Origin of the sequence: uncultured Tateyamaria sp. (genome assembly GCF_947503385.1) — a bacterium.
GTDB lineage: Bacteria > Pseudomonadota > Alphaproteobacteria > Rhodobacterales > Rhodobacteraceae > Tateyamaria.
In genome coordinates, this window is record NZ_CANNDO010000002.1 from 237,092 (window position 1) to 258,331 (window position 21,240).

Annotated in this window: 20 protein-coding genes; 9 read left to right on the forward strand and 11 right to left on the reverse strand. The window is 62.7% G+C overall.

Annotated features, from left to right (window positions below; genetic code table 11):
• Positions 1–53: 53 nt before the first annotated feature.
• Positions 54–974: an NAD(P)-dependent oxidoreductase gene (locus Q1A85_RS07075; protein WP_299688540.1), complete on the reverse strand. Its 921-nt coding sequence runs from the start codon at positions 972–974 to the stop codon at positions 54–56.
• Positions 975–1,023: 49 nt separating this feature from the next.
• On the opposite strand from Q1A85_RS07075, the gene Q1A85_RS07080 reads away from it, so the two are divergent.
• A complete protein-coding gene (locus Q1A85_RS07080; protein WP_299686786.1) occupies positions 1,024–3,492 on the forward strand; it encodes a penicillin acylase family protein in 2,469 nt (822 codons plus the stop codon).
• Complete coding sequence (locus Q1A85_RS07085; RefSeq protein ID WP_299686788.1) at positions 3,489–4,046, forward strand: rRNA large subunit pseudouridine synthase E; 558 nt, start codon at positions 3,489–3,491, stop codon at positions 4,044–4,046. The genes Q1A85_RS07080 and Q1A85_RS07085 overlap by 4 nt, the downstream gene beginning before the upstream one ends.
• A 207-nt stretch (positions 4,047–4,253) precedes the next feature.
• On the opposite strand, the gene Q1A85_RS07090 is transcribed toward Q1A85_RS07085, so the two are convergent.
• On the reverse strand, positions 4,254–4,652 hold the full coding sequence (locus Q1A85_RS07090; protein ID WP_299686789.1) for a hypothetical protein: 399 nt from the start codon (positions 4,650–4,652) through the stop codon (positions 4,254–4,256).
• Positions 4,653–4,747: 95 nt separating this feature from the next.
• On the opposite strand from Q1A85_RS07090, the gene Q1A85_RS07095 reads away from it, so the two are divergent.
• Positions 4,748–5,371, forward strand: coding sequence for a hypothetical protein (locus Q1A85_RS07095; RefSeq protein WP_299688600.1), 624 nt, complete (start codon positions 4,748–4,750; stop codon positions 5,369–5,371).
• 84 nt (positions 5,372–5,455) lie between these two features.
• Here the strand turns inward: Q1A85_RS07095 and hflX are convergent, their stop codons facing one another.
• The 4 genes from hflX to trkA form a co-directional block, all read right to left on the reverse strand.
• The gene (hflX, locus tag Q1A85_RS07100) at positions 5,456–6,730 is read right to left on the reverse strand and encodes a GTPase HflX (RefSeq protein WP_299686791.1); all 1,275 of its coding nucleotides are present in this window, start codon (positions 6,728–6,730) and stop codon (positions 5,456–5,458) included.
• Positions 6,727–6,966: an RNA chaperone Hfq gene (gene hfq, locus Q1A85_RS07105; RefSeq protein WP_007119530.1), complete on the reverse strand. Its 240-nt coding sequence runs from the start codon at positions 6,964–6,966 to the stop codon at positions 6,727–6,729. Before hfq ends, hflX begins: the two co-directional genes overlap by 4 nt.
• A gap of 127 nt (positions 6,967–7,093) precedes the next feature.
• The gene (locus Q1A85_RS07110; RefSeq protein WP_299686793.1) at positions 7,094–8,641 is read right to left on the reverse strand and encodes a potassium transporter TrkG; all 1,548 of its coding nucleotides are present in this window, start codon (positions 8,639–8,641) and stop codon (positions 7,094–7,096) included.
• Positions 8,641–10,017 carry a Trk system potassium transporter TrkA gene (gene trkA / locus Q1A85_RS07115; RefSeq protein WP_299686795.1) on the reverse strand — a complete coding sequence of 459 codons (1,377 nt, stop codon included), beginning with the start codon at positions 10,015–10,017 and terminating at the stop codon, positions 8,641–8,643. The genes Q1A85_RS07110 and trkA overlap by 1 nt, the downstream gene beginning before the upstream one ends.
• A gap of 142 nt (positions 10,018–10,159) precedes the next feature.
• Here trkA and Q1A85_RS07120 point away from each other — a divergent pair, with 142 nt between their 5' ends.
• Positions 10,160–10,624 carry a hypothetical protein gene (locus Q1A85_RS07120; RefSeq protein ID WP_299686797.1) on the forward strand — a complete coding sequence of 155 codons (465 nt, stop codon included), beginning with the start codon at positions 10,160–10,162 and terminating at the stop codon, positions 10,622–10,624.
• A 2-nt stretch (positions 10,625–10,626) separates the two neighbouring features.
• Positions 10,627–11,634 (forward strand): ester cyclase, encoded by a 1,008-nt coding sequence (locus Q1A85_RS07125; RefSeq protein ID WP_299686799.1) that lies wholly within the window; start codon positions 10,627–10,629, stop codon positions 11,632–11,634.
• Between the two features lie 10 nt (positions 11,635–11,644).
• On the opposite strand, the gene Q1A85_RS07130 is transcribed toward Q1A85_RS07125, so the two are convergent.
• From Q1A85_RS07130 to dusB, 5 genes are all read right to left on the reverse strand, one after another.
• The gene (locus Q1A85_RS07130; protein ID WP_299686801.1) at positions 11,645–13,057 is read right to left on the reverse strand and encodes a sigma-54 dependent transcriptional regulator; all 1,413 of its coding nucleotides are present in this window, start codon (positions 13,055–13,057) and stop codon (positions 11,645–11,647) included.
• On the reverse strand, positions 13,054–15,291 hold the full coding sequence (locus Q1A85_RS07135) for a PAS domain-containing sensor histidine kinase (protein WP_366140568.1): 2,238 nt from the start codon (positions 15,289–15,291) through the stop codon (positions 13,054–13,056). The genes Q1A85_RS07130 and Q1A85_RS07135 overlap by 4 nt, the downstream gene beginning before the upstream one ends.
• Positions 15,292–15,392: 101 nt before the next feature.
• The gene (locus Q1A85_RS07140) at positions 15,393–16,754 is read right to left on the reverse strand and encodes a response regulator (RefSeq protein WP_299686802.1); all 1,362 of its coding nucleotides are present in this window, start codon (positions 16,752–16,754) and stop codon (positions 15,393–15,395) included.
• Positions 16,755–16,757: 3 nt separating this feature from the next.
• The gene (locus Q1A85_RS07145) at positions 16,758–17,846 is read right to left on the reverse strand and encodes an ATP-binding protein (RefSeq protein ID WP_299686803.1); all 1,089 of its coding nucleotides are present in this window, start codon (positions 17,844–17,846) and stop codon (positions 16,758–16,760) included.
• A complete protein-coding gene (gene dusB, locus Q1A85_RS07150) occupies positions 17,843–18,823 on the reverse strand; it encodes a tRNA dihydrouridine synthase DusB (RefSeq protein ID WP_299686805.1) in 981 nt (326 codons plus the stop codon). Before dusB ends, Q1A85_RS07145 begins: the two co-directional genes overlap by 4 nt.
• Positions 18,824–18,986: 163 nt before the next feature.
• Between dusB and ispD the strand changes: the two genes are divergently transcribed.
• From ispD to Q1A85_RS07170, 4 genes are read left to right on the forward strand one after another with little or no spacing between them, the layout of a single operon-like run.
• Entirely contained in the window at positions 18,987–19,673 is a 687-nt protein-coding gene (gene ispD / locus Q1A85_RS07155; RefSeq protein ID WP_299686807.1) for a 2-C-methyl-D-erythritol 4-phosphate cytidylyltransferase, read from the forward strand.
• Positions 19,663–20,142 carry a 2-C-methyl-D-erythritol 2,4-cyclodiphosphate synthase gene (gene ispF, locus Q1A85_RS07160; protein ID WP_299686809.1) on the forward strand — a complete coding sequence of 160 codons (480 nt, stop codon included), beginning with the start codon at positions 19,663–19,665 and terminating at the stop codon, positions 20,140–20,142. The genes ispD and ispF overlap by 11 nt, the downstream gene beginning before the upstream one ends.
• Positions 20,139–20,633: a phosphatidylglycerophosphatase A gene (locus tag Q1A85_RS07165; RefSeq protein ID WP_299686811.1), complete on the forward strand. Its 495-nt coding sequence runs from the start codon at positions 20,139–20,141 to the stop codon at positions 20,631–20,633. The genes ispF and Q1A85_RS07165 overlap by 4 nt, the downstream gene beginning before the upstream one ends.
• Positions 20,630–21,103, forward strand: a complete 474-nt coding sequence (locus tag Q1A85_RS07170; protein WP_299686813.1) for a CinA family protein — start codon at positions 20,630–20,632, stop codon at positions 21,101–21,103. Before Q1A85_RS07165 ends, Q1A85_RS07170 begins: the two co-directional genes overlap by 4 nt.
• Positions 21,104–21,240: the final 137 nt, after the last annotated feature.

Sequence of the window (21,240 nt, forward strand, 5' to 3'; positions counted from 1 at the left end):
GCATTGCCCGCGCAATCTGTCAGAGTGACCTTACGAAATCCTGAATGCGCCCATCAGCCCATGGCGCGCAGCCGTTTGATGAGGCTCGACGTGTCCCAGCGGCCACCGCCCAGCTTTTGGACGTCTTTGTAAAACTGATCGACAAGCGCCGTGACGGGCAGGCTTGCGCCGTTCTCATCTGCCGTATCAAGGCAAATGCCCAGATCCTTGCGCATCCAGTCCACGGCAAAGCCGTGGTCAAAATGATCGTCCAGCATCGTTTCATACCGATTGGCCATCTGCCAGCTGCCTGCCGCCCCCTGGCTGATCACCTCGACCACGGCGCGGCCATCCAGTCCCGCTTTTTCAGCGAAATGCAGCGCCTCGCTCAGTCCTTGAACAAGCCCGGCAATGGCGATCTGGTTGCACATCTTGGTCATCTGGCCAGCACCGGATGTACCAATGCGGCGACACAGTTTGGCGTAGACGTCCATGATCGGCTCGGCGCGCGCATATGCGCCTTCGTCGCCACCGCACATGATGGACAATTGCGCATTTTCCGCGCCCGCCTGCCCGCCCGAAATCGGCGCATCAACAAAGCTGATCTGCAACGCGTCAGCCGCTGCATAAAGTTCGGTTGTCACCTGTGCTGACACGGTGGTGTGATCCACAAATACCCCACCTGCATCCATGCCCGCAAAGGCCCCATCTTCCCCAAGGCACACGCCCCGCAAATCATCGTCGTTGCCCACGCAGGCCATCACGAAATCAGCACCTTTGGCCGCATCGTGCGGCGTGGTCGCCATAGCACCGCCATGGGTGTTGACCCAATCCTGCGCTTTGGCCGTGGTGCGGTTGTAGACAGTGACGTCGTGCCCGGCCTTCTGAAGGTGCCCAGCCATCGGAGCGCCCATCACGCCCAGCCCCAGAAATGCCAGTTTCGCCATATCCCAACTCCCTCGTGCCTTGCGCTTTGCTGCGACCCTACCTAACAGTCAGAGCCCAAGGGTCAACGGCGCATCAGTCAGAGGGGCAGCAGCAGCGATGGCAGTGGTCTTTCAGTGGTTGGTGCGCATCACGGCGGGGTTCATCGTGCTGACCGTGCTGGGCGTGAGCATGATCTACTACCTCGCGTCCCGGTCCCTGCCCGATTACGACGCCGTTGTCCGCGTACCGGCGGTAACGGCGCCGGTCGAGATCGTCCGCGACAACGCCAACGTGCCCCACATTTTCGGACAGACCGATCAGGATGTGTTCCACGCGTTGGGCTTTGCCCATGCGCAGGACCGCCTGTGGCAGATGATGATGATGCGGCGCACGGCGCAGGGCCGCCTGTCCGAACTGTTCGGGACGTCCACAGTGGACATCGACAGCTTTTTGCGCAGGCTCGACATCTACCGACTTGCCGTGCAGTCGGTTGCCGCACAGGATGCCGAAACGCTGGCGGCCCTTGAGGCTTATGCCGCGGGGGTCAACGCCCGCCTTGATCAGATCAACACCGAAGCGCTGGGACGCGGCGCGCCCGAGATGTTCCTGTTCAGTGCGCCGCTTGCCCCGTGGCGACCTGCCGACAGCATCGCCATTGTCAAGCTGATGGGGCTGCAACTGTCCGGCCACATGGAAGAGGAAGTGTTGCGCGCGCGCCTGTCACTGGCTTTGGACAACCCCGAACGGCTGGCCGATTTGCTGCCGGACGTGCCCGGACCGGGCGTGGCCAGTCTGCCGGAATATGCGGCCCTGATCCCCGGAGCGGAGCGAAATTTTGCGGCGGTGGACGCCACGCGGCACCCCCTGTCGCCCTTTCCAGCACGCGGCTTGGCCGGGGCGTCAAACGCGTGGGCAGCGGCGGCCTCACGGTCAGCCTCGGGCGGGACCCTGTTGGCCAATGATCCGCATCTGGGCCTGACCGCGCCGTCGATCTGGTATCTGGCGCGGCTCGAACTGCAAAGTGGCGGGATCATCGGCGCCACCATCCCCGGAATGCCTGCCGTTCTCACAGGCCGGTCCGACGTTCTGGGCTGGGGCCTGACGTCGGCCTATGTCGACGATCAGGATGTGCTGATCGAAGAGGTAAACCCCGACAACCCGACGCAATACCGCACGCCCGACGGCTGGAAAGACTTTGAAAGCCGCGCCTCCATTATCGAGATCGACGGCGCCGATCCGGTCACACTGACCCTGCGCTGGACGGACAATGGCCCGGTGCTGCCGGGCAGTTTCCGCAACCTCGGGTCGATCACGCCGCCGGGCCATGTCGCATCGCTGAGCTGGACGGTGCTGAGCCCGAATGACACCTCGCTGAGTGCGGCGATGGGCGTGATGAAGGCACAGACCGTGGCCCAGGCAATCACCGCCAGCGAAACCTACATCGCCCCGGCGCAGAACATGACCCTTGTGGACCGGGCGACCATCGCGATGAAGACGATCGGCGCGATCCCCAAGCGGGACGAGGCGCACCAAAGCCAGGGCCGTCTGCCCAGCCTCGGATGGCGGTCCGAGAACCGCTGGCAGGGCCGCATGGCCTACAGTGCCAATCCCGGTTTCGTGTCCCCCGTGGGCGGCATTCTGGGCAACACCAACAACAAGACGGTCGACCGCCCCTTTCCCAACCATGTAAGTTTCGAATGGGGCGACACGCAGCGCGTACAACGCTGGCAGCGCCTGATGCAGGCCCGCGAGGTGCACACGCGCGACAGCTTTATCGAGGCGCAACTGGACATCGTGTCCTTCACCGCGCGATCCCTCTTGCCGCTGATCGGGGCCGAGCTGTGGTTTACCGGTGAGGCCGCCCCCGACGGCACGCCCCAACGCCAACGCCAGCGCGCGCTGGCACTGCTGGCCGAATGGAACGGGGCAATGAATGAACACTGGCCCGAACCGCTGATCTACGCGGCATGGCTGCGCGCGTTGCAGGACCGGCTGGTGCGGGATGAACTGGGGCCCATGGCCAACACGCTGACCCATGTGGAGCCGCTGTTTATCGAACGTGTGTTCCGCGATGTGGATGGCGCGGGTGTGTGGTGTGACGTGGTGCAATCCGCCCCGGTGGAAACCTGCCCCGACATGGCGCGTCTGGCCTTGGACGACGCGCTGCTGCAAATCGGGGAGAAATACGGCACGCAACTCGAAGGGTTGCGCTGGGGCGATGCGCATCAGGCGACACATGACCATCAGGTTCTGGGTGACATTCCGCTGCTGCGGTATTTTGTGAACATCCGTCAATCGACGCCGGGCGGGGACAACACCCTGTTGCGGGGCAAGACGCGCGGAACGGGACCCGACCCGTTCGAAAACGTGCATGGCGCGGGCTATCGCGGTGTCTACGATTTCGCGGACCCCAACAGCTCGGTCTTTATCATCTCGACGGGTCAATCGGGTCATTTCCTGTCGCGCCACTACGACGACATGGCGCAGCTGTGGCGGCGCGGCGAGTATATCCCGATGTCACTGGACGAAGGGCTGGCACGGGCGGGTGCCGTCGGCATCACCCGGCTGGAGCCGCTGCGCCGGTGACGACGATACTGTTCAACAAACCCTACGGCGTGCTGTCGCAATTCACCGACAAGGGCACCGAAGGCTCAACACGGCCCACCCTGTCGGACTATATCGACCTGCCGGGCGTCTACCCTGCCGGGCGGCTTGACCGCGACAGCGAAGGGTTGATGGTGCTGACAAGCGATGGCGCGTTGCAGGCGCGCATCGCGCATCCGAAATTCAAGGCCGCGAAAACCTATTGGGTGCACGTCGAAGGGGATGTCTCGGACGATGCACTGGCTGCACTGCGCACGGGCATCCCCCTCAAGGACGGCCCCACCCGCCCCGCCAAGGCGCGCCGGATGGACGAACCCGCAGGGCTGTGGCCCCGCAACCCACCGATCCGCGTGCGCAAATCCGTCCCCGACAGCTGGCTGGAGCTGACCATCACCGAAGGCCGCAACCGACAGGTACGACGAATGACAGCCCATGTTGGATTTCCGACGTTGAGGCTGATCCGCGTGCAGATTGGCGCGTGGAAATTGGGCGATTTACCCCAAGGGAAATGGCAGCACGTCCAAATCACGCACTGACCACTGAACGACATGTCCGCCATGCTGGAACGCCGGTGCCCTACTGCGTCAGCCACAAATCGTTCCAGTTCCCTCGGAGTACTGGGCAACCAAGAATACGCCTTCAACCAGCATCAACTTGGGCCATGCTGTTGCTTGGCGTCGGCCACATCTCTTGGACATCCGTAAACCAATAGATGCCCGTCAGGTTCCTGGCGTCCGCTTCGTTCAAAAAGGCACCCGACGCGAAAAAGCTGCGCAGGCTACGAAGTTCGTGCCAGCGACCTGCGGTTCCGGTCTGTCCTCGAACATGCGGAACGGACTTTGATGCGTAAACGTGAACGCACTTGGATCGCCAGGTTTGGCGCGCCTGCTGTTCAAGAAGTGTATGCTTTCACTGGTTTCGTCGACCGTGTTCAAAATCTGACGGCATTTTGCGAAATCACAGCCGTTCCGATCAAACGCGCCGCCAGAGTCCATCACCTTTTGCATGTAGGCGATGCGCAAATTGGCGAGCGCATTTTTGAGATACTTTGCGACAGCATCCGCCAGTTCCGCGCCACGTGTCCGGTCTTCGGAAGGCAGCAAATCAGGCGTCTCAGGATCGAATGAAACAACAGCGCCCATCATATGCTCCCTTTGCGCCAAGCTGGCCTGCTGCCGGTTTAGTGGACACCGAGATAAGGTGTTAATGAAACTTGAGAATCTATATGACGAGAAGGATGTTCCGCCGCGAGTTCAAGCAGGATGCGGTAGAATTGGTAACGAAGCGCGGCGTGAGTGCGCCGCAAAATCTTCTGCCCATAAAATTGAGCAAATTAAAGCAGCGAATTGAAGACAGTCTTGCGGACAGCGCCAAGGGACGCGTCGAGGTCTGGAACACACGCTATCACAAGGCTCACGGCCAAGAGGGCGAAGCTTGGATTACGATTGATGGGCAACGCGCCCATAGCATGGGCTCGGTGACACATTTGGTCGCGTGGTATGAAAGACGTCGTGACATGCAAAATGTCCGTGGCTGCCTAGATTACAGAGATCGCGCGCAGATGGACGGCTATCGCGAAGCGAAAAGAGAAGCCAATAAGCAATTGCAGGCAGAAGGTGTGATACCGCATTGGGCATTCAACAACGCAGTTTTCGAGTATCTCCACATGTCTTTGGAGCAGGTTCTGAGGTCAGGCCAAATGATCGTTTGCGCATCGGGTATGTTCAACAAGCGACTTGGCAAGCGTCGTCTGCAGTCGATGAATGTGTCCAGGGAACATGAATTGATACAGGGTTTTTATCATGTTCGTTGCGCCTTCGAAGGGCTCCGAATTCGGCCCGCTCCAAAACCGGAAAGCTGACATAGACATGATTGCAGTAATCGGAACTGTGTGCGCGAAGCGGACAGGCTTCTAGGGCCAGTGCCAGGCTAAAAACCCATCGCGTCACAAGCCCTCGAACCGGGCCTTTTGGATAGCGGTCCAGCGCACACCGAGGGCAAAGCCGTCTTCGTCCTGCCGCTCTTGCTGCACCACGTCCTGTTCAAAGAGCCACGCGCGCTTGCGCCCCTCGGCAAACGGCAATGTCAGCGTCTCTTCTGTCACAGCCCCTTGCAGCGTCGCCGCCACCGTCGCCAGCAGCGTGCCCAGCCCCTCGCCGGTGATCGCGGACAAGGCCAGAACGGCGTCGTCCCGTTCTGCCCGGGCGCGCATCGCGTCTGCTTCGGCCTCGGGCAGCAAGTCCAGCTTGTTCCACACCTCGAACAGGGCGCGGTCGTCTCCGACCCCCAGATCCGCGAGGATCGCCCGCACATCTTCGGCCTGCGCCTCCGTCTCGGGATGCGAGATGTCGCGCACGTGCAGGATCACATCTGCCGCCAGCACTTCCTCCAGCGTGGCCCGAAAGGACGCCACCAGTTCCGTTGGCAGGTCCGAGATAAAGCCCACCGTGTCGGACAGGATCACCTCCGGCCCGTCGGGCAATTCCACCCGGCGCATGGTCGGATCCAGCGTGGCAAAGAGCATATCCTTGGCCATCACCTGCGCACCCGTCAGGCGGTTGAACAGGGTCGATTTGCCCGCGTTGGTGTAGCCCACAAGCGCCACGATCGGATATGGCACCTTGGCCCGTGCGGCACGGTGCAGGGACCGCGTTTTGACCACCTTGTCCAATTGCCGCCGCAGGCGCACCAACTGGGTGTCAATCGCGCGCCTGTCCGCCTCGATCTGCGTCTCGCCGGGACCACCCACAAACCCAAGGCCGCCGCGCTGACGTTCTAGGTGGGTCCACGCGCGTACCAGCCGCGTGCGCTGATATGACAGCGCCGCCATTTCCACCTGCAAAACGCCCTCGCGGGTGGCGGCCCGGTCCGAGAAGATTTCGAGGATCAACCCGGTGCGGTCGAGCAGTTTGACCTTCCACTTGCGTTCCAGATTGCGCTGCTGCACGGGCGTCACGGGGCCGTCGATCAGCACCAGTTCGACCTCTGCGTCATGCAGACGTTCTTTAAGCTCATCAATCTTGCCGTCGCCAAACAGCAACCCAGCGCGCGGGCGCGGCAGTGGCACGATCTCTTCGCCCACCACGTCCAGTTCGGGCAGCGCACGGGCCAATGAAACGGCTTCGGCCAGCGCAAAGCCTGCCTCGCGCCGGTCCGGATCGGATTTGATATCGGGGTGCAGGACCCATGCGCGGGTCAGCTGCGGTGCAGTCTCACTCAAGAGGCGTCTTCGCCCTCGTAGAGCGAAATCGGCTGGCTTGGCATGATGGTCGAGATTGCGTGTTTGTACACAAGCTGGCTTTGCCCATCCCGGCGCAGCAGGACACAAAAGTTGTCAAACCACGTGATAACACCCTGAAGTTTCACACCATTGATCAAGAAAATGGTCACGGGCACCTTGGTTTTGCGCACGTGATTGAGAAATGCATCTTGCAAATTTTGTCTGTCCGAGGCCATGTCGGTACCCTTTTATTCTTGCTTAGGTCTGCGGATCAGACCGTCCCTCCGGCGGGAGTATGTCGTTTGACAAAACAACATTCCACCCCAAAAAACAGTCCGTTACGGACCTATAGCAAGGCACCGCTCAGGCGCGCCACAAATCCGGTGTGAAAAGCGCGATGATGGCCAGCGTTTCCAGCCGACCCAATACCATGGCGGCGGCATAGATCGATTTGGCTGTCGTGTTCAACTCGCTCAGCCGGATTGGCACGTCCCCCGCCACCTCAAGCAGCGGGCCGGTGGTCGACAGCCCCGAGATAGTCATAACCAGTGACGTCTCGAAACTGAGGCCGGTGGCGGACAGCGTCACAGACACAAGCGCCAGCGACAGGGCAAAGAGCATAAAGAAGATCCACGCAATAAACGCCCCGTCCTTTTGCAGCCGCCGCCCCATGCTGCCTGCGCCCGAGACGGAGGATGGGTGCACCAGCCGCTCCATCTCGCGCAGACCGTTTTGGTAAAGCGCATAGACCCGAAGCAGTTTGACCCCCCCAGCTGTGGTGGCCACGCCGCCGCCGATCACGGCAAGGCCCAACAGCAGCAGGCCCGGCGTTTCCAGCCCGGACCAAGCCTGCGCCGCCCCCCAGTTTTGCGAGGCAAAGCCCGTGGTGGTCAGAAAGCTCAACACCGTAAAGGCCCCGCCCCACAGCGCGCGGCCCGCATCGGCCAAATCCTCTTCGGCGTTGACGTCAAACGCGCCCGCATAGTGGCGCAGAAACAGAAACAACGGCACGATCACAACCAGCGCCATGCCGATCCGAAACTCAGGATCGCGCAACAGGTTACTGGATCCGTCATTGACCGTGTCCGACGAAAAGGTCAGGCGCGACAGGGCAAACAGCATAAAGAGCAGCATCACAACCTCGCCCGTCAGGCCGGATGCTGCCCCGTCAAGCCCGCCAACGGGCGAAATGCCCGATGTGGCCATGATCGACATGGCATGGCTGATCGCGACCAGCGGACGATCCCCCGCAACCGTCAGCAATACCCACAAGAGCAGCGTCAGCCCCATATAAATTGGCACCAGAACCGCACTGACCTTGCCAATGCGCACCCGCACCTCCGGAGCCGTCATGCCCACATCCGTGTCCGCCCGCCGCCCCGGCTCTGCCCGCGCTGTCACCTCGAACCCGCCGAGGTTCAGCGGCGCCAGAATGGCCGAGGCCGACACCCACATCAAAAGCCCGCCCATCCAGCCCACCTGCGCACGCCACAAATGCAAGGCGGGGTTCAGCCGTTCCGGGTCTTCGAACAGGGTGGCGCCCGTGGTGGTGATCGCGCTCACCATTTCGATATAGGCGTTGAGGAAGGTGGTTGTGCGCAGCCCCTCATAGAACGGCACAGCAAGGATCGCAGGCAGCACGACAAAGGCGCAGAATAGCGTCACCAGCGGCCCAAGCATCCCGTGGCGCGGGTCACGGCCCACATGGGCAAAGCCGATGAGGCCAAAGATGATGAGCCCCAGCAAACCACTGTAGAGAAAGGCGCGTCCGGTCACCAATTCGCGGATCAGGCCCGCATAGACCGCCGGGACGAACATTGCCGCCGAAAAAATGCCCACCAGCAGCAAAAACAACGGCAGACGCAGAATGGCCGTGCCCAGACTGTCCCGTTGCTGTCCCCGCGGTGCCATCAGAAAAAGTCGATGGACACCTGCATCAGGCGCTCCACTTCCGGCACGTCCTTGGCCAGTGCAAAGATGGCGACGACGTCGCCTTCGTCGATGCGGGTTTTCCCGACGGGACGGATGACGTCGTTGCCCTTGCGCACGGCCCCGACCAGCACACCTTCGGGAAAGTCAATCTCGTTGATGCGTTGCCCTGCCATGGGCGAAGTGGACAGCACTTCTGCCTCGATCACCTCGGCGTCGGCATCACCGATGGAATAGACCGACCGGACGCGACCATGGCGGATATGGCGCAGGATCGACGACACAGTGGTGGCGCGCGGGTTGATGTATGCATCGATGCCAAGCGGGCCCATCATCGGCACCAGCGTGGGGTCGTTGATCAACGCGATAGCATAGGGGCAGCCTTCGGACTTGGCCCGCACCGCCGCCAGCATGTTGGTCTTGTCGTCATCTGTTACAGCCAGCATTGCGTCGGCCCGGCTCACGCCCGCCTCCGCCAGCAGCGCCACGTCCAGCCCGTCACCGTTGAGCACAATGGTCCGCTCCAGCGCTTCGGCGGCCAGTTCGGCGCAGCGGCGGTTCTTTTCGATCACCTTGGCGCGGATGCGGTTGGTGCGCCCTTCGAGCGCGCGCGCCACGGCAAGGCCCACATTGCCGCCGCCCACCAACACAACGCGTTCCTGTTTGCGCATCGTCTTGCCAAACACTTCCATCGTGCGCGGCACGTCATCCACATGCGCAAACACATAGGCCTCGTCACCGGCAAAAAGCTGATCGCCCGCCTCGGGCGCAAACAACGTGCCGTCGCGACGCACCCCCACCACCACCACGCGCAAGGTGGAAAAGAGGTCGGTCAACTGGCGCAGCGGCGTGTTCAGCACCGGGCAATCCTCATCCAGCGCGATGCCCAGCAATTGCGCCTGCCCGTCGATGAAAAGTTCGGTGTCAAAGGCGGCAGGCGCGCTCAGCCGTTGCAGCGCGGCGGCGGCCACCTCGCGTTCGGGGCTGATCACCACGTCAATCGGCATGTGATCGCGCCGGTAGAGATCGGAATAGATGGCCGTCAAATAGGACTGGCTGCGCAGCCGCGCGATCTTGCGATTGATCCCAAAGACCGAGTGCGCCACCTGACAAGTGACCATATTGACCTCGTCCGAATGGGTGGCCGCGATGACCATATCCGCGTCGCGCGCACCGGCACGGTCCAGAATGTCGGGATAGCTGGCATACCCCGCCACCCCCTGCACGTCGAGCGTATCGGTGGCGCGGCGCACCAGATCGGGATCACTGTCGACAACGGTGACGTCGTTGCGTTCTCCTGACAGGTGGCGCGCTATTTGCCAGCCCACCTGCCCTGCTCCGCATATGATGACCTTCATGCCCTGTCCCTTGGGGTGGCGTGGGCCCTGTCGCCCGCAATGTCAGCGTCCATAGGTGGCAGAGCAGACCGCCCGGGTCAATGTTTGCACACGTGTGCAAATTGGAATTGCCAAAGCGCGGCGACTCGGGCACGCTTTGCACATGCGCCTCTGGATCGCCCTTGCCTGTGTTTGTGCCATACCGGCCTGTCTGCCGGTCAACACCTACTACGCCGAAGGGGTCCGCATCGCTGACCTTGAACGTGACAACACAGAATGCGACGTGGCGGCGCTGCGCGATGCGCCGGTGGCCAATGTCGTCCGGCAAGGTCCGCCGCGCTACATCCGGCGGCGGCATTGTGACAGCCACGGCAATTGCCATGTCAGCGGCGGATATTGGGTGCCGGGGGACATCTACACCGTGGATGTGAATGCCGATCTGCGCGCCCGCGTCAAAGGCCAATGTATGGCCGACCGCGGCTACAGGCCGGTGGAACTGCCCGCCTGTCCGCAAGCTGTTGCCAATGCGGCACCGCCCGGACCCAGCACCATCTTGCCCCGCCTGACACCTCAGAGCTGCGCCATTCGCCGCGACGGCGGCGGGTTCCGCATTGTAAATCAAGGATAAAAATGACTGACCTTTCTCGCGCCAAGGCCTGTGTTCAGGCCCATCACGCGGCCCTTGCGCACGCCTCCGCCGATACTGTCGCACAGGCGCTGGACGACCATTTGGCCCCTGACGTGCTGTGGCGCGGGATGCATCCGTTCCACGAGCAAACAGGGCCCGCCGCAGTGGCGGATACCTTCTGGTCCCCGCTCCTGTGCAGCCTGACCCGCGTGCAGCGGCGCGAAGACATCTTTTTTGGCGGCGACAACACTCTGGATGCGGGCGGGACGTGGGTTGCCTCCATGGGGCACCTCATGGGTCTGTTCGATGCGCCGTATCTTGGCATTCCGGCCACGGGCAAAATCGTGATGCTGCGCTATGCCGAGTTTTCGCGCGTGACAGATGGCAGGATCACCGAACAGGCGATGTTCGTTGACCTGCTGCATCTGATGGCACAGGCGGGCTGCTACCCCCTGCCCGACATGACAGCGGCGCAGTTGGTGCAGCCGGGGCCGATGACCCATGACGGGCTGTTGCGTGACCCGCAGGACCCGGGAGAAGGCGCGGCGACACTGGCCCTGATCAACCGTATGATCCATTCAATCGACCACGCCAACACGGCAGACCGTCCCCCCACCCCACAAGAGGAACTGGCGCAGAACTGGCACGACGATATGGTGTGGTGGGGGCCGACCGGCATCGGTGCGACCTACACCATCGACCGCTACATCACGCAGCATCAACAGCCCTTTCGGCAGCAACTGGGCCACCGCACCTTTAACGGTCATATCTGCCGCATGGCCGAAGGGGCCTATGGCGGGTTCTTTGGCTGGCCGAACCTGACCATGGAATGCACAGGCCCCTATCTGGGCCTGCCCCCGTCGGGCCGCAAGGCAGACATGCGGGTGGTCGACATCTACCGCCGTGATGGCGACCGGCTGGCCGAGAACTGGATTTTCATCGATATGCTGCATTTCCTGAACATGCAGGGTCTCGACGTTCTGGCGCAGCTTTCGGTGCGGGGACGCTAGCGGGTTTCGCTTATTCTGCAGCCTGCGGCGTTTCTTCGACCTGCGCCACCCGTGCGCCACCCTTGGACGCGGTCACCACGCCCAACGACTTCAGCTTGCGGTGCAACGCAGAGCGTTCCATGCCGACGAAATTCGCCGTGCGGCTGATATTGCCGCCAAAACGGTTGATCTGGGTCAGCAGGTACTCCCGCTCGAACGCCTCGCGCGCCTCTCGCAGGGGCAGCGTCGCCAGCGCACCGGACAGCACAACGCGGCCCTCTTCGGCCTCGGGCTCCGCCGGTCCGGGCAGTTCGCGCGCCTCAATCGGTCCGGTCCCGTCGCCAAGGATCAGCACCCGTTCCACCATGTTCTTGAGCTGGCGGACATTCCCCGGCCACACCATTGTCTGCAATAGGGCCGAGGCATCGTCGCTCAGCTCGCGCTTGGGCAGGCCCTGCGCCCCATTGAATTCGTCAATGAAATGAGCGGCGAGCACCGGAATATCCTCGCGCCGTTCCTCAAGGCTGGGCACGGCAATCGGCACCACGTTCAGACGGTGATACAGTTCCTCGCGGAAGGTTTGCGCGGCTATCGCCTCGTCCAAGTCCCGATTGGTGGACGAGATCACCCGCAAATCCACGCGCACCTTGTCCGCGCCGCCGACGCGCTGAAACTGTTGATCGACCAGCACGCGCAGGATCTTGGATTGGGTGCCGATGGGCATGTCCGCGACTTCGTCGAAATAGACGACGCCACCATGGGCCTGTTCCAGCAACCCCTGCTCCACCCCGCGATCTGCGGTTTCGCGGCCAAACAGCACCTCTTCCATGCGTTCGGGTTCGACCCCGGCGCAGTTCACGGTGACAAAGGGCGCATCGGCCCGGTTCGAATTCGCGTGGATATAGCGCGCCGCCACCTCTTTGCCGCAGCCCGCAGGCCCCGTCAGCATCACCCGGCCATTGGACTTCGTTACCTTGTCCAGTTGCGACACCAGCGCACGGTAGCTGGCAGATGCCCCGATCATTTGCGCCGGCGCAGCCTCGGGACGCCGCAGGCTCTGGTTTTCGCGGCGCAGGCGCGAGGTTTCCATCGCGCGCCGGATCACGACAAGCAGTTGGTCGATATTGAACGGCTTTTCAATAAAGTCGTAGGCGCCCTGTTTGATCGCCGCCACCGCAATCTCGATATTGCCGTGGCCAGAGATGATGACGACCGGCACATCCGGGTTGTCCCGCTTGACGCTCTTGAGAATGTCGATCCCGTCCATCCGGCTGTCTTTGAGCCAGATGTCGAGGATGATCAGCGCAGGTTCCGCCGCATTGATTGCCCCCATCGCATCGTCCGAATTCCCCGCAAGCCGGGTGGCATAGCCTTCGTCCTTCAGAATATCGGAAATCAGTTCCCGAATATCGCGCTCATCATCTACAATCAGAATATCGCTCATACCGCTTGCTCCTGCTCAACTAACACCGGTGCCAGGGGCAGCGTGATCACCGCCATGGCACCGAAATGGGTTTGGCCCGCGAAGGGGGCCGCGTCTTCGAGGGTCAGTGTGCCCCCATGCTCTTCGATAATTTTCTTGACGATGGGCAGGCCAAGGCCGGTGCCCTCATCACGGGTCGTCACATATGGCTCAAAGAGCCGCGCCCGGTCTTCGGGCAGGCCCACGCCATTATCGGCGATGGTGATACGCGCGCCGCGCGGGCCGGTGTCCATCCGCACCTCAATACGCGGGACATGGCCCACCGGTGCGCCCTTTTGCCTAAGTGTTTCAATGGCTTCTCCGGCGTTCTTCACCAAATTTGTCAACGCCTGACTGATCATGGTCGCATCCACATCGGCCAGCACATCCAGCGCAGGCAGATCGTCCACAATTTCAACATCAGGCTGGCCCGCGCGCTGCAACACAACGGCATCGCGCACCAGCGTGACAAGGTCCTGACTGCTGCGTTCCGGCTCCGGCATTCGGGCGAATTTGGAAAATTCGTCCACGATCCGTCGCAAGTCTCCAGTCTGGCGAATGATCACGCCGGTCATCTGTTCGAGGGTATCGCTGTCTTCGCCCAGTTTGGGGCTGAACTTGCGCTTGATCCGCTCTGCGCTCAGCTGAATCGGAGTCAGCGGGTTCTTGATCTCGTGTGCGATGCGACGGGCCACATCGCCCCAGGCCGCCATACGCTGCGCCGACACAAGGTCCGTCACGTCATCAAAGGCAATCACGTAGCCTTCAAGCCGCCCTTCGGCACTGCGTCGCGTCGCCATGCGCACCAGCAGGTTCTCAAGACGGCCATTGCGCGTCACCTTGACCTCGCTTTGGGCAACCTCCTCCGGGCTGGCCTTGAGCAGCGCGAACTGAGCCGCAAACTCGGGGATAGCGACCGCCAGCGGCACCGCCTCCTGCGCGTCCTCCTGCCAATCCAGCAGGCGTTCGGCGGAACGGTTGGCAAAGGCCACCTTGCCCGCCGGATCGACCCCCACCACGCCCGAAGTGACGGAACTGAGCACAGAATCAAAGAGCCGCCGCCGCCGTTCGATCTGTTCGGTGTTGGCCAGCAGCGTCTGGCGCTGCCCCTTCAGCTGTCGTGTCATCTGGTTGAAGTAGCGGCCCAGCATGGCGATCTCATCATCGCCCTCCTCCTCGCGGACCTGCACGTCAAGGTCGCCGGACCCGACCCGCTGCGCCGCGCCGGTGAGCCGCCCCACCGGCCCGCTGAGCCGTTCGGCAAACCACAGCCCCAAGGCGATGGCCGCAAGGATCAGGATGACGGCAAAGCCCAGATACAGCAGACCAAACTGGAACAGGACACGCCCCCGCTCGCTTTCCAACTGTTGATACAGACGCACGGTTTCCTGCGTTTCATCCAGCAGCGACAGGATTTCGCCGTCCACATCGCGGCTGACATATAGAAATCGGTCCACATAGGATGCGAGCGGCACCAGCGCGCGAAATTCGTTCTGTGGCCAGTCCTCAAGGATTTGAATACCGTCCTCGATGGCTGCGGTGAAATCCTCTGGCGCGGGTTCTTCGTAGTCGAACAGATAGGACCGGTCGCCGCGTGCGCGGATGTCACCGGTGCCGTCGATGATATAGGCCTCGCGCAGACCGCGCTGGACCTGCAACTGTCCTTCGGTCAGCACTTCGCGGTCGCCCACCACCTGCGCACCGCGTACCGTATCGATGTAGCGCGCCAGCGCGCGCGCGTCGGCGGCTAGGTCTTCGCGCTGCTCTTCCTTGTAGGCCTGTGCGGCGGCAAGCGAATTGCCGACCACTTGGCTGACGCGGTCCGAAAACCAGCCCTCAAGACCGATGTTAAGCGTCAGTCCGGCAAACACCGCCACCGTCACCGTGGGGATCAGCGCCAGCAAGCCAAACACTGCGGTCAGACGTAGATGCAGGCGGCTGCCGGCGGATTTGGCGCGGCGCGCAGCCACCAGCCGCGCCACTTGGCTCATCACAACCGCCGCGACAACCAGCACATAGACGAGGTCTGCCAACAGAACGAGGCGCAGCGACAACGCCGAAGCGCCCTGATCAAACGGGCCAAGAACGAGGAACGTGGCCAGCGCCAGCACCGGCCCCATCACCGCGATAAAGAACGTGGCGGCGTTGCGCAGCCGTCGTCTGCGACGCAAACGTCCGAAACTCACCCACAGGGAGGTTCGTGTCGTAGATGCCACGTGGCACGCCCTCGATGATGTGGCGCTTACTGCGCCTTACCGCCATATCCAGTGATCACCCGCGCCCTTGCGGCGCGAATGCCACGGGTTGTGTGGCAGTATTACATCAACTTGCGTCGCCGTGTCACCTCTATATCGAGATCGGTGATTTTCTTGCGCAGAGTATTGCGGTTGATCCCAAGCAAATCCGCGCATTTCGCCTGATTTCCGCCGGTGGCATCCAATGCAATCTCGATCAGTGGCGCTTCGACCTCGCGCAGAATGCGTTGATAGAGGCCCGGGGGCGGCAACATGTTGCCGTGCAGATCGAAATACCGCTTGAGGTGACGTGCCACCGATGCGCCCAGCTTCTCGGTGTCACCGCCAGACCGCATCGGCTCCAGTTCGGGCTGGTTGCCCAGCACCTGTTCGACCTCGGTGGCGGATATTTCGGGCGCGCGGCTGGTCAGGCCAAGGCGCCGCACCGCGTTTTCCAACTGCCGCACGTTGCCGGGCCAGCTGTAGGTGCGGAATATCTCCGCCGCAGGTTCGGACAGCACCCGGTGCGCCTGCCCCGACTTTTCGCCGCGCGCCAGAAAATGCTCGGTCAGGACAGGAATATCATCCACCCGCTCGCGCAGCGCAGGCACGTTCAGCGTGGCACCGGACAGGCGGTAATAAAGGTCCTTGCGCACTTGCCCCGCCTCCATCGCGGCGGTCAGGTCGGATTGGCTGGTGGCGAGAAAACGGGGCACGTATTCGCCCGGCGTGTCCATCATGCGCACGATGCGGGCTTGTAGTTCTTCGGGGATATCGCTGATCTCGTCGATCAGCAGCGTGCCCCCCTTGACCCGGCTCATCACCCGCGCAGGCCCTTCGAGGTCCTGTAGATCAGCGGCGGTTACGGTGACGAATGGCAGCGTGCGCCGGTCCGAAAAATCATGGATCGCCCGCGCGATCAGCGATTTTCCCGTCCCGCTTTCGCCCCAGATCAGCACCGGCAGATCGGTGTTCATCACCCGCGCCACCACGCGGTAGAGCGACTGCATGATCGCCGTGCGACCCACCAGCGGCAACTCATCCGGGCGCTCATCCTCAACCGCAGGCGCACGCGACTGCCCGCGCAACTCCAACGCCTTGGCGGTGCGCTTCATCAGGTCCGGCAGGTCAAACGGCTTGGGCAGGTAGTCATAGGCCTCGGCCTCCGCCGCCTGAATGGCGGTCATGATCGTGTTCTGCGCGCTGATCACGATCACCGGCAGGCCCGGACGGTCCTCGGAAATCTTGGGCAACATCTCCAGCCCGTTGCCGTCGGGCATCATGACGTCCGAGATCACCACATCGCCCTTGCCCTCCCCCACCCAGCGCATGAGCGTGGTCAGCGACGAGGTCGCGTGCACCTTGCACCCGGCCCGCGTCAGGGCTTGCGTCAGAACGGTGCGGATCGTGCGGTCGTCATCGGCGACAAGGATGGTGCCGTCCATGGGTTAGTCCTCCGAATTGGATGCAAGGAGCGTGCTTTTGGGCGCGCGGGGCAGTGACAGGCGGAACACGGTGCGTCCCGGTACAGATGTGACGGAAATCCAGCCGCCATGGTCCGAAATGATTTTGCTGACCAGCGCCAGACCCAGACCGGTGCCGTTTTCCTTGCCCGATACAAACGGATCAAAGATATCAGCAGCGATGCCGTCCGGCAGGCCCGGACCATCGTCGATGATCTCGATCTGCAAGGGCAGCGACTGGCCGCTGCCATCGGCGCGGCGCAGGCGAAAGGAATGTTCGAAATAGCTGTGCAACCGGATTGTACCGCCAGCGTTCCCGGCCGCCTCGGACGCGTTCTTGAGCAGGTTCAGAACCACCTGCAACAACTGGTCCGGGTCGCCAAAGGCCAAGGGCAGCGAGGGGTCGTAATCCTCGATAATGGTCATGCTGGCCCCAAACCCCAGCAGCGCCGACCGGCGCGCCCGGTCCAGAACGTCGTGGATGTTGACCGCCTGCAAATCAGGGGGCGACAGGTTGCCGAACTGTTCGACCTGTTCCAGCAGTTTGACGATGCGCCGCCCCTCTTCGACGATCAGGTCGGTCAGTTCGAGGTCCTCGGGCTTGAGGTTCATACTGAGCAATTGCGCAGCCCCGGTGATCCCAGCGAGCGGGTTCTTGATCTCGTGTGCGAGCATTTCCGCCATGCCAATGGCGGACTTTGCGGCGGATTTGACCGAATGGTTCTGTGTCATGCGCCCCGCCAGTTCGCGCGGGGAAATCATCATCACCATGTGATCGGCGGCCCCCTGAAGCGGGGCAATCTGCAAGGCGCATTGCAGCGGCGGGCGCTGGCCGTTGCCCACATCGACATCGTTCACAAACAGCGGCGTGCCGTTCTTGCGGGCGCGCGCCAGACTGTCCTCCAGAGGTGCATCGACGGCCAATTGGTCCCAGAGCGGCAGGCCGATCATGGATTTGGCCGAGGCGTTAAAGAACCCTTCGGCGGCCGAGTTGATGTCGACAATTTCATCGCCCGGTCCAATCACAATGGTTGGCACTGGCAATGAGGCCCAGAGATCGCCAACCGCTGTCATGCCGCCGCCATCCCGGCATCCGGCATCAGGGCACGCGGCAGCAGGTCCATGGCCTCCTTGGGTGTCTTGGCGGTCAGAACCGCGCGCCGCAGCGCCGGTGGTGTGCCCGCGTGATCCATGTACCAGCCCAAATGCTTGCGCGCGACGCGCAGACCCAGCGGTTCGCCGTAAAAGCGCAGCATATCCTCGTAGTGACGCAGGACCAGCGTCGCCAGAGCGTCCCCCTTGGGCACTTCCGGCGCAGGTGTGCCATAGAGCGTGTGCGCGACCTGTGCCAACAGCCACGGCTGTCCTTGCGCGCCCCTGCCAATCATGACGCCGTCCGCCCCGGACTGTGCCAAGGCGCTGCGCGCTGTTTCGGCATCGACAATATCGCCATTGGCGATGACGGGGATGTGCACAGCCTCTTTGACTGCGCGGATTGCTGTCCAGTTTGCGCGCCCTTTGTAAAACTGGCAGCGTGTCCGGCCATGGATCACGATCTGGCGGATGCCTGCCGCCTCGGCCCGTGCCGCAATTTCGGGCGCGTTCATCAGCGCATCATCCCAGCCCAGCCGCGTCTTCAGCGTCACGGGGATGTCGACCGCGCCCACCACCGCATCAATCAGGCGCAGCGCGTGATCCGGCTCGCGCATCAAGGCCGAGCCGGAATAGCCGTTTACCACCTTTTTGGCGGGGCACCCCATGTTGATGTCGATCACCCGCGCGCCCTGTCCGGCCACCATGCGCGCGGCCTCTGCCATGGGCAGCGGCTCGCGCCCGGCAAGCTGCACGGCTGTGCCTGCGGCTCCCAGACCCAGTTCGGCCTTTTCGCGGCTGCCGGGACGTGCGTTGAGCATGTCGTGGCTTGCCACCATTTCCGACACGACAAGACCCGCGCCGAACTCGGACACGATGGTGCGAAACGGCAGGTCGGTGATTCCGGCCATGGGTGCCAGCATCACGGGTGCGGCCATGTCGAGGGGAAAGCGGTTCATGCGGGCGTGCTTAATCCTTGTGCTGTTATCCGGGCTATAGGAGCCGGACGTTTTGCTCAATGAAAGCAGCCCCCAACAGCGCTGCATCAAATTGCGTTTGCCTAAAATATAGGCAACTCCCACGCCCATGGACAGCGCAGACCCCAGTGCCTATGCAAGTGCCATGACCCGTTCAGGCCCAGATGCACACAGTGCCGCCGCCGTGATCGTGGCCGCCGGGCGCGGCACACGCGCGGGCGGTGACGCCCCAAAGCAGTGGCACCAGCTGGCGGGGCAACCGGTGATTGCCCATACGCTTGACGTGTTCCGCCGCCACGCGGCGATCTCGCAAATCGTTCTGGTCACGCATCCCGACGATGCGGACAGGCTGGCGGCACTGGATACGGGTGGCGTGCAGATCGTGCCGGGCGGCGCGGACCGGGCCGCGTCGGTGCGGGCCGGGATAGATGCGGTCACGGGCTGCGACCGGGTGCTGATCCACGACGTCGCCCGCCCGCTGGTCGCAGGTGCCGTCATTGATGCGGTGCTGGAGGCGCTTATGTCCCATGACGGTGCAGCCCCTGCGCTGCCCGTTACAGACGCGCTGTGGATGGGGGCCGACGGCATTGTCACCGGAACACGGGACCGGAGCGGCCTTTACCGCGCGCAAACGCCACAGGGATTTGCACTGAATGCCATCCGGGCTGCACATGCGGCGCACGCAGGCGGTGCTGCCGATGATGTGGAAGTCGCACGCGCCTATGGCCTGAACGTCGCCATTGTGCCGGGGGACGAAGACAACATAAAGATCACCATGCCCGGCGATTTTGCACGGGCGGAACGGCTGCTGTGGGGGCGGAATGGACATTAGGCTGGGGAATGGGTTCGACGTTCATGCGTTTGGACCGGGCGATCACGTGATGCTGTGCGGGGTTAAAGTGCCGTTCACCCAAGGCCTCGTTGGGCATTCGGACGCTGATGTGGGCCTGCACACGATCACCGATGCGATTTATGGTGCCGTGGCCCAAGGCGACATCGGCACGCATTTCCCCCCGACTGACCCCAAATGGAAGGGCGCGGAAAGCCATATTTTCCTGCGCCACGCTGTCGATCTGGCAGCCGAAATGGGGTTTATCGTGCAAAACATCGACTGCACGCTGATCTGCGAGTTTCCCAAAATCGGGCCACATGCCGCCGGGATGCGTGTGCGGGTCGCGGATATTGCGGGCATTGACGCGGGCCGTGTGTCCATCAAGGCGACCACAAGCGAAAAGCTGGGCTTTACCGGGCGCGGCGAAGGCATCGCCTGCATCGCCACAGCCGCCCTGTTGGGCGCATGATCGCGCGCGCCATTGGCACGGTCTGCGGCGTGGGCAACCTGCGCCCTGCACCGGGCACGTGGGGTTCCGCCGTTGCGTTGCCCGTGGCGTGGGTGATCCATGTCGTGGGCGGCTTTCCCCTGTTTCTGGCAGCCGCGGGTCTGGTTTTTGTCATGGGATGGTGGGCCACGGCGCAAATCACACGCGGCAGCGACGACCACGACCCGTCCGAAATTGTTGTGGACGAGGTGGCAGGCCAGTGGATCGCCCTGTTTCCGCTGTCCTATGCGGCAAGCACACGCGGGCTGGATATTCTTGATCTGTGGCCCGGTTGGGTGTCCGCCTTTGTGCTCTTTCGTCTGTTCGACATCTGGAAACCATGGCTGGTGGGCTGGGCCGACCGGCGGGGCGACGCGCTTGGCGTGATGCTCGACGATGTGATTGCCGGGGTTTTTGCCGCTGTGGGCGTGATCGCGATGGCCGCTCTCGCCCACGGGGTGCTGATGCGATGACCCACGCCGCCGACATCCTGCACCGCGCCGCGGCGCAAGGTATCATGATCGCCACGGTCGAAAGCTGCACAGGTGGCATGGTCGCCGCCGCACTGACGGATATCCCCGGATCGTCCGCCGTGGTCGAGCGCGGGTTTGTCACGTATTCCAATCAGGCCAAGGTCGATCTGGTGGGGGTCAGCCCGGCAACACTCGACGCTTACGGCGCCGTGAGCGAAGCGGTCGCCGCGGAAATGGCGAGCGGAGCGCTGGCCCACGCGCCCGTGCAACTGGCCGTCTCGATCACGGGTATCGCCGGTCCAGGTGGTTCAGAACACAAGCCCGAAGGCCGTGTGTGCTTTGGCATCGCAACCCCTGATGGCACGCAAACCGAAACCGTGGAATTCGGCGCATTGGGGCGCGACGCGGTGCGACAAGCGGCCTGCAATCACGCCCTGTCGCTGCTCAGCGCCGCTTTGCGCCGCGACTAAATTTACAGCATCACGCCGCGCAAAGCGCACAAATTTTCATCATTTTGCAATTTGCCCACAAAACAACCCGCCCCGCGGGCTGTTGCCTCTTTTTTCCGCATGTGACCTCCGCCACAGCGCCGTGCAACAGACCAAGA

Coding starts and splice junctions, on each gene's coding strand:
- Q1A85_RS07125 (WP_299686799.1), top strand. CDS start 10,627: ATGACTGACCTTTCTCGCGCCAAGGCCTGTGTTCAGGCCCATCACGCG.
- dusB (WP_299686805.1), bottom strand. CDS start 18,823: ATGAACCGCTTTCCCCTCGACATGGCCGCACCCGTGATGCTGGCACCC.
- Q1A85_RS07165 (WP_299686811.1), top strand. CDS start 20,139: ATGATCGCGCGCGCCATTGGCACGGTCTGCGGCGTGGGCAACCTGCGC.
- hfq (WP_007119530.1), bottom strand. CDS start 6,966: ATGGCCTCGGACAGACAAAATTTGCAAGATGCATTTCTCAATCACGTG.
- Q1A85_RS07090 (WP_299686789.1), bottom strand. CDS start 4,652: ATGGGCGCTGTTGTTTCATTCGATCCTGAGACGCCTGATTTGCTGCCT.
- Q1A85_RS07120 (WP_299686797.1), top strand. CDS start 10,160: ATGCGCCTCTGGATCGCCCTTGCCTGTGTTTGTGCCATACCGGCCTGT.
- Q1A85_RS07145 (WP_299686803.1), bottom strand. CDS start 17,846: ATGACAGCGGTTGGCGATCTCTGGGCCTCATTGCCAGTGCCAACCATT.
- Q1A85_RS07170 (WP_299686813.1), top strand. CDS start 20,630: ATGACCCACGCCGCCGACATCCTGCACCGCGCCGCGGCGCAAGGTATC.
- ispD (WP_299686807.1), top strand. CDS start 18,987: ATGACCCGTTCAGGCCCAGATGCACACAGTGCCGCCGCCGTGATCGTG.
- trkA (WP_299686795.1), bottom strand. CDS start 10,017: ATGAAGGTCATCATATGCGGAGCAGGGCAGGTGGGCTGGCAAATAGCG.
- Q1A85_RS07130 (WP_299686801.1), bottom strand. CDS start 13,057: ATGAGCGATATTCTGATTGTAGATGATGAGCGCGATATTCGGGAACTG.
- Q1A85_RS07080 (WP_299686786.1), top strand. CDS start 1,024: ATGGCAGTGGTCTTTCAGTGGTTGGTGCGCATCACGGCGGGGTTCATC.
- Q1A85_RS07095 (WP_299688600.1), top strand. CDS start 4,748: ATGTTCCGCCGCGAGTTCAAGCAGGATGCGGTAGAATTGGTAACGAAG.
- ispF (WP_299686809.1), top strand. CDS start 19,663: ATGGACATTAGGCTGGGGAATGGGTTCGACGTTCATGCGTTTGGACCG.
- Q1A85_RS07110 (WP_299686793.1), bottom strand. CDS start 8,641: ATGGCACCGCGGGGACAGCAACGGGACAGTCTGGGCACGGCCATTCTG.
- Q1A85_RS07140 (WP_299686802.1), bottom strand. CDS start 16,754: ATGGACGGCACCATCCTTGTCGCCGATGACGACCGCACGATCCGCACC.